Raw genomic sequence first — 13,450 nt, forward strand, 5'->3', positions numbered from 1 at the left:
ACAAGTTTATCTTTTGTTACTCGGTATTATTTCCTTTGATTGATCTTATCTTCTTCAAAATTATATTCTAAAGTTTCTAAGGCTTTCTTAACATTAAATCTTACTTCTTCAGATTCTTGTTCGTTATAAAATATCTCTAAAAGAGGAGGAATAGCTCTTTTATCCTTTAGTCTTCCTAAGCTTTCCGCGGCATAATTTCTTACTAATTCCCATTTATCCTTTAATCTTTCTATTAATGGCTCTACCGCTCTAAGATCTCCAATTTCACCTAAAGCCACCGCCGCAAAATACCGAACTTCATGATTTTGGCAACTTAATTCATCAATTAAAGGTAACACTGTGGGTTCTCTAATTTCAACTAACTTCATCTTAGCTTTCCAGCGAAATTCAATAGAATTTCGAGGATCTTTGATAATCTTAAGGAACAACTTTATTCTCTCGTCCTTATTTTCTTCTTCTTTTTTGTAAAATTTTTCTCTCTTAACTTCTTTATGCTTAATTAATTCCTTCAACATCTCTTCTTCTTTCTTTTTATAATACTCTTCTCTTTCTTTGGATCGATTCAACATTTCTTCTTTGTGTACCTTAAATTGATAAGAATATAAAAAGACATCTTTTTGTTTATAATAATCTTTATCGAAGGACTTTCTTCTTTCAGGGTCTATCAGGACACCATAAGCTTCAGTAACCTCAATCATCTTTTCTTCCTGCCCTAACATCCGATCAGGATGATATCTTAAAGCTAACAATCGATAAGCTCTTCTAATCATAGGAGCCTCGGCATTTGGACTTACTTGTAATACTTGATAATAATCTTTAAATCTTGACATCTTTACTTTCTATGAAGCTAAATTAAGGATATTTTTAATATAATACCTAAAGTCAGACTAACTAACACATTAACTAAGAAATCTCTTTTATGGTTACCCTTTTTTAAAAATTTTCTTAAAATAAACAAGAATGGAATAACTAACAAAAAATATGAAGGTAAAAAGCTTGATAAGAAAGTAATTCCTGCTCTTTCGGCCATATTATAATAGATATAACTAACCGTAATGGTCTCTCCTATCTCTTGAAAAAATATCTTTTTTAGATAAGGTATCAATATATTCCCTCCGTAGGTAGCTACAATAAAAATACTCAGACCAAGGATAAATTCGTTGCTCTGATAAGTCTTATTTAATACTTCCCAGGAGAGAAGATGACCAGATACCCTTACTGAAGAAAGACCAAAGATATCTAAGTAAGATATGGCCCAAATTACTAAAATATGCAAACATTGATCAAGTCCAAAGATAAATAAATTATCACTTTGATACCTAAAGAAGAAATTAACCTTAGATTTATCGATGAGAAAATGAGTTAGCCAACAAAATATAACCGCTAACCACATTCGCATAGAGATTAAATATGGATAACACAAGATAGCAGCAGTAGCGGCAAAGATTCCACTATGAATAAGGATACCATAATTATTTTTGATTTTCCATTCAAAGATCTTCTTAGTCTGAAAAGGAAAATCAGCTAAAAAATGGGCTAATAAAAGTCGATAAGATAAGAATATTTCCATATTATTCTCTTAATATATTCATATTATTTTTTTAATATATTATTCTTATTTATTCTTATTTATTCTTTTAATTTAATGACCTCGTATACTTGAATAAAGTCTTTTTTTCCTTTAACCTTAACTGCCTCTAACTTAACTACTTCCACCAAATCTTTTATTTTTTGATAAGTACTTTCACTAATAATTATCTGCCCCTCTTGGCTAAGAGACTGTAATCTTGAGCATAGATTAACATTATCGCCAATCACTGTATATTCCATCCGTTCTTTTGAGCCAATATTTCCCACCACCACTTCTCCGGTATTAATTCCAATGCCAATATTAAGAGCTGATATATCTTCTCTTTTAAATTCTTCATTAAGTCTTTTAAGTTCTTCTCTCATCTTAAGAGCTGTAAAGACAGCTTTCTTGGTATGGTCGGGAGTATAAATAGGCGCTCCATAAAAAGCCATAATTCCATCTCCTATAAACTTATCTAAGGTTCCTTCGTATTCAAAGATAATCTTAGACATAGAGGTAAAATACCTATTTAAGATAAAGACTACTTTCTCGGGTAAAAGTTGTTCTGACATAGTAGTAAATTTCCGGATATCAGAAAATAAAATGGTTACTTCTTTCTTTTCTCCTCCTAATTTTAGTCCTTCTGGGTTATTTAAGATTTCATTGACTATGCCAAAACTAACATACTTTTCAAAGATACTCCTTATCTTTTTCTTCTCTTTTTCTTCAAACCGATATCGATAAATCCAATTTCCTAAAAAAGAAAAAAAGATAACCATCAGTGGTTGGACACAAGGTAGCCAAATATTTAAAGCGTTAAAATAGTAAAGGATAAGGATAAGATAAGATAATAATATTAAGAAGACTACCAGAATGCCAATCATTAAACTTAAAGAGGCAGAAAAAAAACCAACTAAGATTCCTAAAAAGATAACTAAACAAAGAATAGCCTTTTCACTAACTTTAACTAAGTAAGTATTATCTTTTATATTCTTAATAATATTAGCATGGATTTCTACCCCTGGATAAGCTGGAGAAAAAGGAGAAGAGCGAAGGTCCATTAAGCCAGGAGCTGAAGTTCCAAATAAGACTATTTTATCTTTAAAGACCTCACAAGGAACTCTTTTTTCTAATACCCAATGATAAGAAATATAACGATAGGAAGGAGTTGGGCCTTTATAATTAATAAGCATTCGACCTGTCTTGTCTATGGGTATCTTTATCTCCTTAATTTTAATATATTTTCCTAAAAGAATTTCTACTTCCTCCTTCTTGGCTCCTAAATATAATCTAATAATTTCTAAGGCAAAACTTGGGTAGACCCGGCCCTTATATTCTTTAATTAAATAAGTATTTCTAACAATTCCATCATCATCAGGCATGGTATCCAGATAACCTAAACCGCCGCTAGCTTCTGTCAAAGAAGGAATAGGTAAAGAAGCAAATTTATTCTTTAATAGATCTACTTTTCCTCGTTCTTTCATTGGATATGAAAAATTTTTAAAGAAACTTTCTTTTCTAAGGTTTACTACTTCGTCTTTTTCTTTTCCCCCCATAAAATAAGAATGAACTACCTTTCTGGCTTTCATTGTATCGGCACAGAGAGCTTGATCTTGGGTTATATCTTTATCCTCTTCGATAAATAAGATATCAAATCCTATCGCTTTTGGCTCTCCTAAGCTTATATAATTTAGAGCCTGTCCATGATAAGAACGTGGCCAGTCATAAAATTTACCTAACTTATCAAGAGAAATCTCATCAATATCAACAATAACTATATCTTCAAAGATTATTTCCTTGTTTTTCTCCGCCTGAGTCTTTCCACGAAGTTTAAATCTTAAATCTAAGGTCTTAAATTCAAAATCTTCAAATATGTAAATATGACTAGTGATAAAGTAAATTAAACAAGCCATTGCCAGGCTTATGATAATTCCGTGAAGAATAAATTTAGCTCTTTTTTTCATCTTTGGTGGTTGCTTTATAAAAAATAACCTCCCTTTTAAAAATAAGGGAGGTTATTTTTATCTTTAACTATTAAGTTCTGTGTTTAAGATTATTAAGATTAAAAGTCTACCCTCGTAGACAAGGCTATGTTTCTTACCGGCTTTAACTCACCGTTTTCCTTTTTATAAGTTTGAGTATAAACATAGACTAAACTCACCGGACCAGAAAGGCTATAACCTACCTTCCATTCAATATAAGTCTTTTCTGTCTTAAGCTTTAGCCGAGTAACATCATCTTGAAAATAAGAAGCTTCTGCTAAAGTTATTTGAGGCACTATCTTTTTAAGTAGCTTTACTTTTGCCGATAAGTTAGGATTGGTCTCATTATAATCTTCATAATAAGCACTCATAGAAACAAAGTCAAAGATATTTGAGGAAAACTCGGCATAAACACCTTTTTTTGCCTTATTGCTTGACTGAAGAGTATCTTTCTTGGTATCTCTTTCTAGATCATAGAGATAATTAAAATATCCTGGAATAAAGTCTTGATCCATAGTTCTATACTCAGCTTTAAACATGGCCATTGGAAGCTTTATTAACAATCCAGGAATAGCGCTACCTTTTCCATGGTCTTTTATCTCAGCTATATCTGCATAAAGAATAACATTTAAAATTTTACCTTCTTTTAAGGGCAACTCCACATCAAAACCTTTAATAACTAATTCTTTATTGTCACCTTTAGGATCTCTATCTACACAATAAGTTCCTCCAAAAGTAACTTTATTTAACAAGAAGAGAGTCTTCCTGTCGACCAATGGTCTTGCGTAAGCTCTTATCCCATAAATATTGGTCTTATTTAGATCGTCAACTATGCCCTCTAATCCTAACATTCTGCTGTTTATCCCTAATTCTACTCCTTTTTTTCTCACATTAGGATACTTAATTAGATTAGAATACTTATTCATAATCATGCCGTGTCCTAAGGTAACATTACTTATGCCCCCAAGTCTTATATAAAAAGGCTCTCTCGGCTGCCCATAACGAACGTAGATGACTTTCTCTAAAATATCTGAAGCCTCATCCCAATCTTCCTTCCTGATCTTATTATCCTTATCAATAAGAATAAAGCCATCTAAACCCACGCCTACCTTTCCTAAACAAAACTCAGGTTGAAATGAAATCCGTTGATATAGTTTTCCATCTATTACCTCAGTCCCATACTCTCCTGTTAAGCTAACATTTTTTCTCCAGGCAGGTTTTCCTTTTTTCTTTGGCTCTTCTAAAGCTTTTTCTGTTTCTTCAGCTGCTTTTTCTTCTTTTATCTCTTTTTCTTCAGCTTTCTTTTCAACAAGACCATACTTTATTAGCTCCTCTTCATTAAGATTTCTAGGAGGTGTTGGTTTTTGGTCTAAACTTACCGTAGTAACTTGACCTTTAGATAAGATAACTTTTTCGTTAAAGACTAAATCATTTACTTCTACCTCTCCATCTAAACAAACTACATTGGTCATCTCATCCAAACCTTCGCAGACAATAAAATCTGTACCTCTAACACCAGCTACTGCTTGTAATGTTTCTACTTGATACTTACCTTGACGTTCCCTAAGTCCTTCCACATGAGATCTTATCTCTCCTAACCAAAGTTTAATGGTTGCCGACCAAGAACCTTTTTCTTCTTTCTCTGACAGAGCTAAAACTATATGAGTATTAGATTTCACCGTAACCTTATCTTCATTATTTAAAGTAACCACTACCTGAGAATCATAACCGGTACGAATTTCATCTAAAGGCTTTAAATCCATATTTAACTTGGCTAAAATCCACTTCTCTTCCCCTGCTTTCTTTACTTTTGCTGATCCAGCTAAAAAAGTAATCTTAGCCGGTAGGGAAAGCTTGAGTACTTTTTCTACCTTTTTAACTTCTTCTTTCTTTACTTCTTCTTTAATTTGAGGAATTTGAGGCTTTTCTTTTATTTCTTTGGCAGGATTTATTTTCTCAGCAGGAATAGTTAAAACTTTTTGTTCCTCAATCCTTTCTCCTGGTGTTTCTTGGGCACAAACTACGCTAATCCCAAAGATAAAGACAAAAATGGTCATTAAAATAATTAACTTTTCTTTAGTTAAGTTTATCATTAATCTTCCTCCCTATTGTTCATTATTCTTTAAATAATAATGCACTTTTTATCTTTAATTGTCAACAAAATTTGTTTAACTGATGTTATGATTTCATAGACCTTTTTTTCTTTGACAGTTGCCAAAGATTTGGCTATAATTAAGAGGTTGGAAAGATTTAAACTTTAAGCAAATAGAATGAAAATTATAAGAAAAAATTATAAATTATATGTGTTAATAAATTGGTGAAAAGATGAGCTACCAACATAAAAACCTGGCTGATGGTAGATGGTTTGAACTTTCGTTTCCGGTTCAAATGGCTAATATTGGAAGTGAAGTCAATCGGGCTATTAACTGGAAGAATAAAAATAATCCAGAATATAGCAGGCAAGCTTTCGAACGAGTTTTAGAACTTCTCCATTTAACCATTTCTGACCCAAAAAATAAAAAACGTCTCAGAGAATTAACCCGTCTTTATGAGATCTTAGCTGACTACTTTGCTTTTGACAATGAATATGGCTCTACTGACCAATCCTGGCAAAATTATTTCTTGGCCTTCAATTATTTAGCACGAGCAAGGTATTGATATTTGTCAGCTAACGAGACATTATAGAATAATATTCTTCTCTTCTTTTAGGTATTGAACGAGTGTAACTTATTTTTTTCATATCAAGTTAATTTAAAAGACCATCGTTAAGCTAAATTGGTTAGTAAAGGAGAGAACAGGATGGCTTACCAAGGCATAATCAAGAAATACCCTTTTTTTCTTTATCCCTAATCCTAAAGTATATCTTTGTGGTTTGGTCAAAAATCCATTTCGAATGATAAAGCCCTGATCTAAGTATAATTCAATTCCTATATATATTCGTTGATGGCTATCAAGATCACTAACAAATATAGCGGCTGGATTAAGATCTAATTTAAGACCAACTCTATAATTAAGAGGCAAGCTTTCTCCTAAAAATGGCTGGTTGATATTTTTGACCATCAGGCCAAAAGAAAGATTTTTAGTTGCCTCATATAAAAATCCTAGATCAATACCAGTGGAAGAAACTTTTCCGGCCTCAAATATTTCTAATCTTAACCATTTAATATTTAAACCTAAATAAGAGTTTTTAGATAAAGAAAGAGCATAAGATAAAGACAAACATTTTTCTTGGTAGAGGTCTTTTCCAAAAAATTGGATATCTAAAGCTAAGGTTTGATGTTTTTTTAAAGGAAGAGTAAGGCTTAGTGATTGATTTCTTAATGGGGAAAGATTAAATAGTGATTGGTAGTTACTACTTATGGTAGGAAGGATGAGCTTGCTAAGACCAGCAGGGTTATAGTAAATAGCATTATAATCATTAGCTAAAGCGGTAAAGGCACCACCTAATCCTTGGGCTCTACTCCCCAGTATCTTATCTTCAAAAGCAGCAAATATGGAGGTAGGAAAGATTAAGATGATCAGGATAATAATTTTACTGATGAAGGGCATCAATTGTCTTAATACCTAAATTTCCGAATTTTTATAACTATTTTATAGCTATAAGTTGGTAACCCTTTAAAAATAAAGGGAATTAACCCCGGTTATTGTTCCCGGTCATAGTTATAGTAAAATTATAATTCGGAAGAAAAAATATGTCAAAATAAAAATAAAGATTATGGCAATCGGTTAGTCATTGGTATTTTTAAACCAATCTTCAAGGCTTGGCTTTTTTAATCTCTTTTGAGCAGTTGGCCAAACAATTATCAAGATAGATCTGGTTAATATTCCTTTCTTAGGCTGAGAACCAAAACTTACTTTCTTAGCAAGGACAGGAGGTCTTAATTTTCGTTAATAAGTGCTATCGACGGCATTAATTTAATTTTCATTGACTAAGAATAGACTTATTTGATATATTTTTTTAGTCGTGCTAGACGGGGAGCCAGCGGTGCCCTGTAACCTGCAATCCGCTATAGCAGGGTTTAATTCCTACCCTAAGTTTTATTAACCATTAGATAAGTTTTTAAAAAGTAGTGTTGATAGCTAAGTCCTTTGCAATTATTTATTACCTAACTCCGCCAGGTCTGGAAAGAAGCAACGGTAAGTAATGGGTAATTGGCAAGAGGGCTGCTTAGCTGGAGCTAACCATTAAGAACTTACTTTTAGTTAGAAATTAAAGGTAGGTGCACGACTAAATTTTTTTAATAAAGATTTTTAATAAAGAGTAAGAAAAATAAGAAAATTATGAGTTATGTAGCCTTAGCGAGAAAGTGGCGGCCACAAAGATTTGAAGAATTAATTGGTCAAGAACACATTACTACTTCTTTAAAGAATGTGATCTTGGGTAATCGAATAACCCAGGCTTATCTTTTTGCTGGTCCTCGGGGAACAGGTAAGACTACGGCAGCTCGGATCTTAGCGAAAGCTATAAATTGTCAAGAAAAAGATCTAAATTTTCGACCTTGCAATAATTGTAACTTTTGTTTAGAAGTTACCAAGGGTAGCTCTTTAGATGTATTAGAGATTGATGGGGCATCTAATAGAGGAATTGATGAGATTAGAGAGCTTAGAGAAAGAATAAAGTTTGCACCGGTTAGTTTAAAATATAAGATTTATATTATCGATGAAGTCCATATGCTTACCGAGCCAGCTTTTAATGCCTTACTTAAAACTTTAGAAGAACCGCCTTCTTATGCAATCTTTATCTTTGCTACTACTGATCCTAATAAGGTTCCCCTAACCATTCTTTCTCGATGCCAGAGATATGATTTCCGAAGAATTTCCAAGGAAGATATGATTAAGGCTTTAGAAAGAATTGCCCAAGAAGAAGGGGTAATCGTAGATTCTTCTGCTTTAGATTTAATCTCCCTTAAGGCTACAGGAAGTTTAAGGGATGGTCAAACCATCTTAGAGCAGTTAATTACTTATAAAGGAGAGGTGATTAAGAAAGAAGATGTCTTATCCTTATTAGGCAAAGCTTCCTACGAAAATTTAATTAATCTTAGCCAGTCCATTAGTTGTCAAGATATTACCCGTTGTTTAAGTTTAATCAAGGAATTATACTATCAAGGTTTAGATTTAAAACAATTAGTCTTTGATCTTCTGCAATTTTATAAGGATTTATACTTATTAAAGATTTCGTCTCACCTGGTTGAAGTATTAGAATTATCAAAGAATGAACTTGATCCTTTAATGGAACAGGTAAAAAATTATTCTTTGGAATATTTAAAAAATATCATTGAATGTTTAAAGAAACTTTATTCAGAGCTTAAAGGGACAGATCATCCTAAATTAATCTTAGAATTAGGGATGATGGACTTAATAGAGCTTAAAGATAAAGTTCCTATCTCCCATATTTTAAGCCAATTAAAAGAGATCGAAGAAAGAGGTAAAGCAAAAGAGCTTACTTTTTCTTTAAAGAAAGATGACAGTGTTTCTTTGTTATCTGAATTATCCGAACATTCTTCTTTGGAAATTATTCCTTCTTTAAATTTAGAAGAAGCTCAGAGAGGATGGTCTTTGTTATTAGAGAGGTTAAAAAAGAAAAAAGCATCTTTAATTGGTTTTTTAAGCCAAGGAGAGATTATAGGAATTAATAATGATACTCTTATCCTTGGTTTTAAAGAAAGTTTTTATTCTAAAATGATAGAGAAAAAGGAAAATAAAGAGATTATTGAAGAAGAAATCAGAAATGTGTTTAATCAGGAACTAAGATTAAAGATTGTTGCTCAAAAAAAGAATGAAGTAAAAAAAGAAGAAGCTGATGAATTAAATTACAGTTTACTATTAGATAGGGAGCCGGTAGTTAAAGAAACTTTAGAAATATTTGAAGGGCAAATAATAAGCATAAAGAATAAGTAATCGTTAGCTAACAATAATGAAGAAAAAATAATGAAAAAGAAATAATGAAGAAGATAAGAATTATAGAATTAAAAAGAAGTTGGACCATGGCTGGACCTGAAAGCTTAATCTTGTCTGTTGCCAAAAAGATAAATAAAGTACTTTTTGATCCTCTGGTTATCACTTTTGGTCTTCCTAAGACCCCGTCTCAACCTACTTTATACCAAATAGCCAAATCTATAAATTTAAAAGCCGTTGATCTGCCTTCAAAATCAAAATATAATCCTTCTATTATTGCAAAAGTCTTGAGCTTGATTAAAGAATATGATATTAATATTATTCATACTCATGATTTTAAATCTAACCTGATAGGACTTATCACCGCTTTACTTTATAAGAAACCACTTATTACTACTATTCATGGTCGTCTTTCTACTCCTTTTAGAGTAAGAATATACGAATCCATTGACTCTTTATTAATTAGATTTTTTGATAAGGTAGTGGTAGGATCTAATGATTTAAAAGAAAAGCTAATTAAAAAGTGGAAAATATCTCCTCAAAAGATAGAATTAATTCACAATAGCGTGGATATCCTTCGATTTAACCTTCCTCTTGATAGTGATCGAATTAAAGCTGAGTTTAAAATCAAAGAAGATGAAATAATAGTTACTACTATAGGCCAGCTCAAAAAAGAAAAAGGAGTAGAGTATTTATTAGCCGCCGTTCCTAAAGTTATAGAAAAATTTAAAGAAGTGAGATTTTTAATCTGTGGCGAAGGGGAGTATAAAGAAGAGTTAATTAAGTTAGCTGAAAAATTAAACATTACTAAAAATGTAATCTTTACTGGTTATTATGATGATTTAAGTCAAGTCTTAGGGGTTTCCGATCTATTTATTACTCCTTCCTTGATGGAAAGCTTACCTATTGTAATATTAGAGGCAATGTGTGCCGGTCTTCCTATTATCGGAACTAAGGTAGGGGATATTCCATTTTGTATAAATAGTAAAAATGGTTTATTGATAAAGCCAAAGAGCAGTGAAGAAATTTCTAAGGCCCTAATAAAACTATTAACTAATAAAGAAAAGTTAAAAGAAATGGGAAAAGAAAGTCGAAATTTAGTTAAGGAAAAATTTTCGGATGAAGTTATGGTGAAAAAGATAGAAGGTATTTATTTAAGTTTAATTAATTCAAGAGTTAGCCATGGAAGATAAAAAAAATGGTCGATTAATAAAAGGCATTAATAGATTAAAGATGCTTTTAACTTCTCCTAATGCCAAGAGCATCACCAGATTTCAATTTGCGGTCACTTATTTATGTAATAGTCGTTGCGCTACCTGTAATATTTGGAGAATTTATCATAACGATCCTAACTTACTAAAAGAAGAGCTAACCTTTGAGGAAATTGTAAGAATATTTAGCTCTATAAAGGACATGAAAGACATTAAGCAAATATCCTTCACCGGAGGTGAACCTTTTTTAAGGAAAGATTTTGTGGATATCTATTTGTTCTTTTCTAAGATATATGAAAATTCTTCTCTCTATCTTGTCACTAATGGCATAAATAATCAACTAATTATAGATAAAATAGAAAGAATTAAGAAGGAAAGTAGTCTTTCTCGATTAAAGTTAGGAGTTTCCTTAGATGGCATTGGAAAAAATCATGATAAAATCAGGGGCATAGAAGGTAATTATGAAAAAGTTTTAAGTTTGGTCAATTTTATAAAAAGTAGTTATCCAGAAATAGAGTTAAATTTAAGCTTTACGATTAGTGAAGGTAATTTTAGAGAAATTGAAGAAGCTTATCGAATCTCTAAAGAGAATAAAGCTTTGTTTTCCTTTAGATTTGCTCAAGTTAGTGGTAGTTATTATCAAAATAAAGAAATGAATTTTATTTGGCCCAAAGAGATTTTAAAAGAAGTAAGTTCCACCATAGATAAAATAACAGGTGATATGGATCAACATCGAGATCTATTGGAAAAACTTTTTAGACTTGATGTCCATTTCTTAAAAAGACTGGTAAAATATCAAATAGAACAAAGAAGAATCTTTAATTGTTATTCTGGCACTCATTCTTTTTTCCTTGATCCTTACGGAAAAATATATCCTTGTATTAACTTATCCAGTGTTTATGGAAATGCAAAAGAAGAAGATTTTAATAATTTTTGGTTCTCTAAAAAAACTAAAAGTATTAGAGAAGGAATAAAGAGAGGTAAGTGCCATTGTTGGACAGAATGCGAAACCATTCCTTCCTTGCAAAGAAGCCCTTTGCCTTTAATAAGTAATTTCCTTAATTTTATCTTTAAGTTACTAAACTATAAAAATTAAATATGGATAAAAGATTAGATCTTTCTATTACGATCATCAGCCATAACCATGGACATTTTTTAACGCCTTGCTTAGCATCTCTTTATAAATATGCTCAAGGATTTACTTTTGAAGTCCTTCTAATCGATAATAAATCTGACGATCAGACCGTAGAAATTATAAAGAATAATTTTCCAGAAGTAGCTTTAATAGAAAATAAAAAGAGGTATAGTTTTGCTAAAAATAATAATATTGGGATAAAATATTCCAAAGGAAGATATATTTTACTTTTAAATCCTGACACTACTTTTTCAGATAACGCCTTAAAAAAGGTGATAGAATTTATGGATGAACATGAAGAAGTAGGTATTTCTGCTTGTAAATTACTAAATCCTGATGGAACTATTCAAGATAGTTGTCGTAAATTTCCAACTCCTTTAGCTATTTTATTTCGAGGTTTTAGACTCGATAGATGGTTTAAGAATGTCCAATTCTACCAAAATTATTTAATGCACAACTTCGACCATAATTTTTTAAAAGAAATTGATTGGGCTTTAGGAGCTTTTTTATTTGTAAGAAGGGAAGTAATTAAAAAGGTAGGGATGATGGATGAAAAATATCCTTTATATTATGAAGATATAGATTGGTGTTTTAGAGTTAAAGAAAGTGGGTGGAAGATATATTATCTACCTCATGTTTCTATTACTCATCACTATCTAAGGACTTCAGCAAAAAGTTTTCTTAATAAAAGAAAGATCTTTCATTTGATTAGTATTGGTCATTTTTATAATAAACACGCTTTAACCATGTTAAAAAACTCAATATGGAAAAGGAATAAAGAAAATGTCTATAAAAAATAATTGTAAAAAGAATAACCTAAAAAAAGTTTACGAAAGAGAAAGTAAGTTTTGGGATAATCAAGTAACCTTTTCTCTTAAGGATGAAAAAGATCTATTGGTCGATGAGGATAACTTAAATGAATTAGAAAGTTTTATTTTTGAAAGATTGGGTGACTTAAGAGATAAAAAAGTTTTAGATTGTGGATGTGGGTCTGGAGTGCTTTCTACTATTTTAGCTAAAAGAGGAGCTTTGGTCTCTGCTTTTGACATTTCTTCTGAATCAACTAAGCTAACTAAGAAAAGAGCAGAAATAAATGGAGTAGGGGAAAGGGTCGAGGTAAAAGTTATGCCTTTTGAAAAACTTGGTTATTCTGACCAATGTTTTGACTTAGTGGTTGGTTACTTTATTCTCCATCATATAGATGTAACTAAAGGAGCTCTTGAACTAAAAAGAGTTTTAAAAGATGAAGGTCGGGCTATATTCTTAGAAAATTCTAGTCGTAACTTTTTATTAATGATGGCTAGGAAACTTCTAACTGGGCGCTTTGGCATTCCTAAGCATGGATCGGCAGATGAAATTCCTTTGGGCAATAAAGATATTAAACAAATGGGCAAGATTTTTAGTGAATATAAAGTTCATTATAAGAATTTCTTCTTTTTTAGGCTTCTAGACGAATTTATTTTTAAGGGAAAAAGTAAAGCCGTGGCTAAAATTTTAAAAATATTAGATGTATTTTTTTATAAATACCTTCCCCTAATTCGACAATTTAGTTATCTTCAGATTGCAGAGTTTAACAAAGTAAAAAATTAGCAGCAATTTTAATTATGAAAAAGTTGCCATGAAAAGATTGTACTTCTTTAAGTGTTGTTATAAAGTT

At 31.3% G+C, this 13,450-nt stretch carries 11 protein-coding genes, 1 other RNA gene and 1 pseudogene; 7 read left to right on the forward strand and 6 right to left on the reverse strand.

Going from position 1 to position 13,450, the window contains the following annotated elements; all coding sequences use genetic code 11:
- Positions 1-26: 26 nt before the first annotated feature.
- From KJ849_03355 to KJ849_03375, 5 genes and pseudogenes are all read right to left on the reverse strand, one after another.
- Positions 27-569 carry a HEAT repeat domain-containing protein gene (locus KJ849_03355; GenBank protein MBU2599598.1) on the reverse strand — a complete coding sequence of 181 codons (543 nt, stop codon included), beginning with the start codon at positions 567-569 and terminating at the stop codon, positions 27-29.
- Positions 570-719: 150 nt separating this feature from the next.
- Positions 720-830 (reverse strand): annotated as a pseudogene (locus KJ849_03360) (DnaJ domain-containing protein).
- A 17-nt stretch (positions 831-847) separates the two neighbouring features.
- Positions 848-1,570, reverse strand: coding sequence for a DUF3307 domain-containing protein (locus KJ849_03365; protein ID MBU2599599.1), 723 nt, complete (start codon positions 1,568-1,570; stop codon positions 848-850).
- A gap of 59 nt (positions 1,571-1,629) precedes the next feature.
- A complete protein-coding gene (locus KJ849_03370; protein ID MBU2599600.1) occupies positions 1,630-3,534 on the reverse strand; it encodes an adenylate/guanylate cyclase domain-containing protein in 1,905 nt (634 codons plus the stop codon).
- A 98-nt stretch (positions 3,535-3,632) separates the two neighbouring features.
- Positions 3,633-5,645, reverse strand: coding sequence for a FecR family protein (locus tag KJ849_03375; protein MBU2599601.1), 2,013 nt, complete (start codon positions 5,643-5,645; stop codon positions 3,633-3,635).
- Positions 5,646-5,877: 232 nt separating this feature from the next.
- Here KJ849_03375 and KJ849_03380 point away from each other — a divergent pair, with 232 nt between their 5' ends.
- Positions 5,878-6,210 carry a hypothetical protein gene (locus KJ849_03380; GenBank protein MBU2599602.1) on the forward strand — a complete coding sequence of 111 codons (333 nt, stop codon included), beginning with the start codon at positions 5,878-5,880 and terminating at the stop codon, positions 6,208-6,210.
- Positions 6,211-6,303: 93 nt separating this feature from the next.
- Here the strand turns inward: KJ849_03380 and KJ849_03385 are convergent, their stop codons facing one another.
- Entirely contained in the window at positions 6,304-7,101 is a 798-nt protein-coding gene (locus KJ849_03385) for a hypothetical protein (protein ID MBU2599603.1), read from the reverse strand.
- A 413-nt stretch (positions 7,102-7,514) separates the two neighbouring features.
- On the opposite strand from KJ849_03385, the gene ffs reads away from it, so the two are divergent.
- The 6 genes from ffs to KJ849_03415 all read left to right on the forward strand — a co-directional run bounded on the left by ffs (position 7,515) and on the right by KJ849_03415 (position 13,383).
- An RNA gene (gene ffs / locus KJ849_03390) (signal recognition particle sRNA large type) lies at positions 7,515-7,780 on the forward strand.
- Between the two features lie 53 nt (positions 7,781-7,833).
- Entirely contained in the window at positions 7,834-9,450 is a 1,617-nt protein-coding gene (gene dnaX, locus KJ849_03395; GenBank protein ID MBU2599604.1) for a DNA polymerase III subunit gamma/tau, read from the forward strand.
- Positions 9,451-9,494: 44 nt separating this feature from the next.
- A complete protein-coding gene (locus tag KJ849_03400) occupies positions 9,495-10,640 on the forward strand; it encodes a glycosyltransferase family 4 protein (protein ID MBU2599605.1) in 1,146 nt (381 codons plus the stop codon).
- Positions 10,630-11,754: a radical SAM protein gene (locus tag KJ849_03405; GenBank protein ID MBU2599606.1), complete on the forward strand. Its 1,125-nt coding sequence runs from the start codon at positions 10,630-10,632 to the stop codon at positions 11,752-11,754. Before KJ849_03400 ends, KJ849_03405 begins: the two co-directional genes overlap by 11 nt.
- 2 nt (positions 11,755-11,756) lie before the next feature.
- Entirely contained in the window at positions 11,757-12,593 is an 837-nt protein-coding gene (locus KJ849_03410) for a glycosyltransferase family 2 protein (protein ID MBU2599607.1), read from the forward strand.
- Complete coding sequence (locus tag KJ849_03415; protein MBU2599608.1) at positions 12,577-13,383, forward strand: class I SAM-dependent methyltransferase; 807 nt, start codon at positions 12,577-12,579, stop codon at positions 13,381-13,383. Before KJ849_03410 ends, KJ849_03415 begins: the two co-directional genes overlap by 17 nt.
- Positions 13,384-13,450 lie beyond the last annotated feature (67 nt).

Source organism: bacterium (assembly GCA_018830565.1).
Classification (GTDB): Bacteria; UBA9089; JAHJRX01; order JAHJRX01; family JAHJRX01; genus JAHJRX01.

Excerpts from the sequence above, each read along its gene's own strand:
- KJ849_03355 (MBU2599598.1), bottom strand. The coding sequence starts at position 569 with ATGTTGAATCGATCCAAAGAAAGAGAAGAGTATTATAAAAAGAAAGAA.
- KJ849_03365 (MBU2599599.1), bottom strand. The coding sequence starts at position 1,570 with ATGGAAATATTCTTATCTTATCGACTTTTATTAGCCCATTTTTTAGCT.
- KJ849_03370 (MBU2599600.1), bottom strand. The coding sequence starts at position 3,534 with ATGAAAAAAAGAGCTAAATTTATTCTTCACGGAATTATCATAAGCCTG.
- KJ849_03375 (MBU2599601.1), bottom strand. The coding sequence starts at position 5,645 with ATGATAAACTTAACTAAAGAAAAGTTAATTATTTTAATGACCATTTTT.
- KJ849_03380 (MBU2599602.1), top strand. The coding sequence starts at position 5,878 with ATGAGCTACCAACATAAAAACCTGGCTGATGGTAGATGGTTTGAACTT.
- KJ849_03385 (MBU2599603.1), bottom strand. The coding sequence starts at position 7,101 with ATGCCCTTCATCAGTAAAATTATTATCCTGATCATCTTAATCTTTCCT.
- dnaX (MBU2599604.1), top strand. The coding sequence starts at position 7,834 with ATGAGTTATGTAGCCTTAGCGAGAAAGTGGCGGCCACAAAGATTTGAA.
- KJ849_03400 (MBU2599605.1), top strand. The coding sequence starts at position 9,495 with ATGAAGAAGATAAGAATTATAGAATTAAAAAGAAGTTGGACCATGGCT.
- KJ849_03405 (MBU2599606.1), top strand. The coding sequence starts at position 10,630 with ATGGAAGATAAAAAAAATGGTCGATTAATAAAAGGCATTAATAGATTA.
- KJ849_03410 (MBU2599607.1), top strand. The coding sequence starts at position 11,757 with ATGGATAAAAGATTAGATCTTTCTATTACGATCATCAGCCATAACCAT.
- KJ849_03415 (MBU2599608.1), top strand. The coding sequence starts at position 12,577 with ATGTCTATAAAAAATAATTGTAAAAAGAATAACCTAAAAAAAGTTTAC.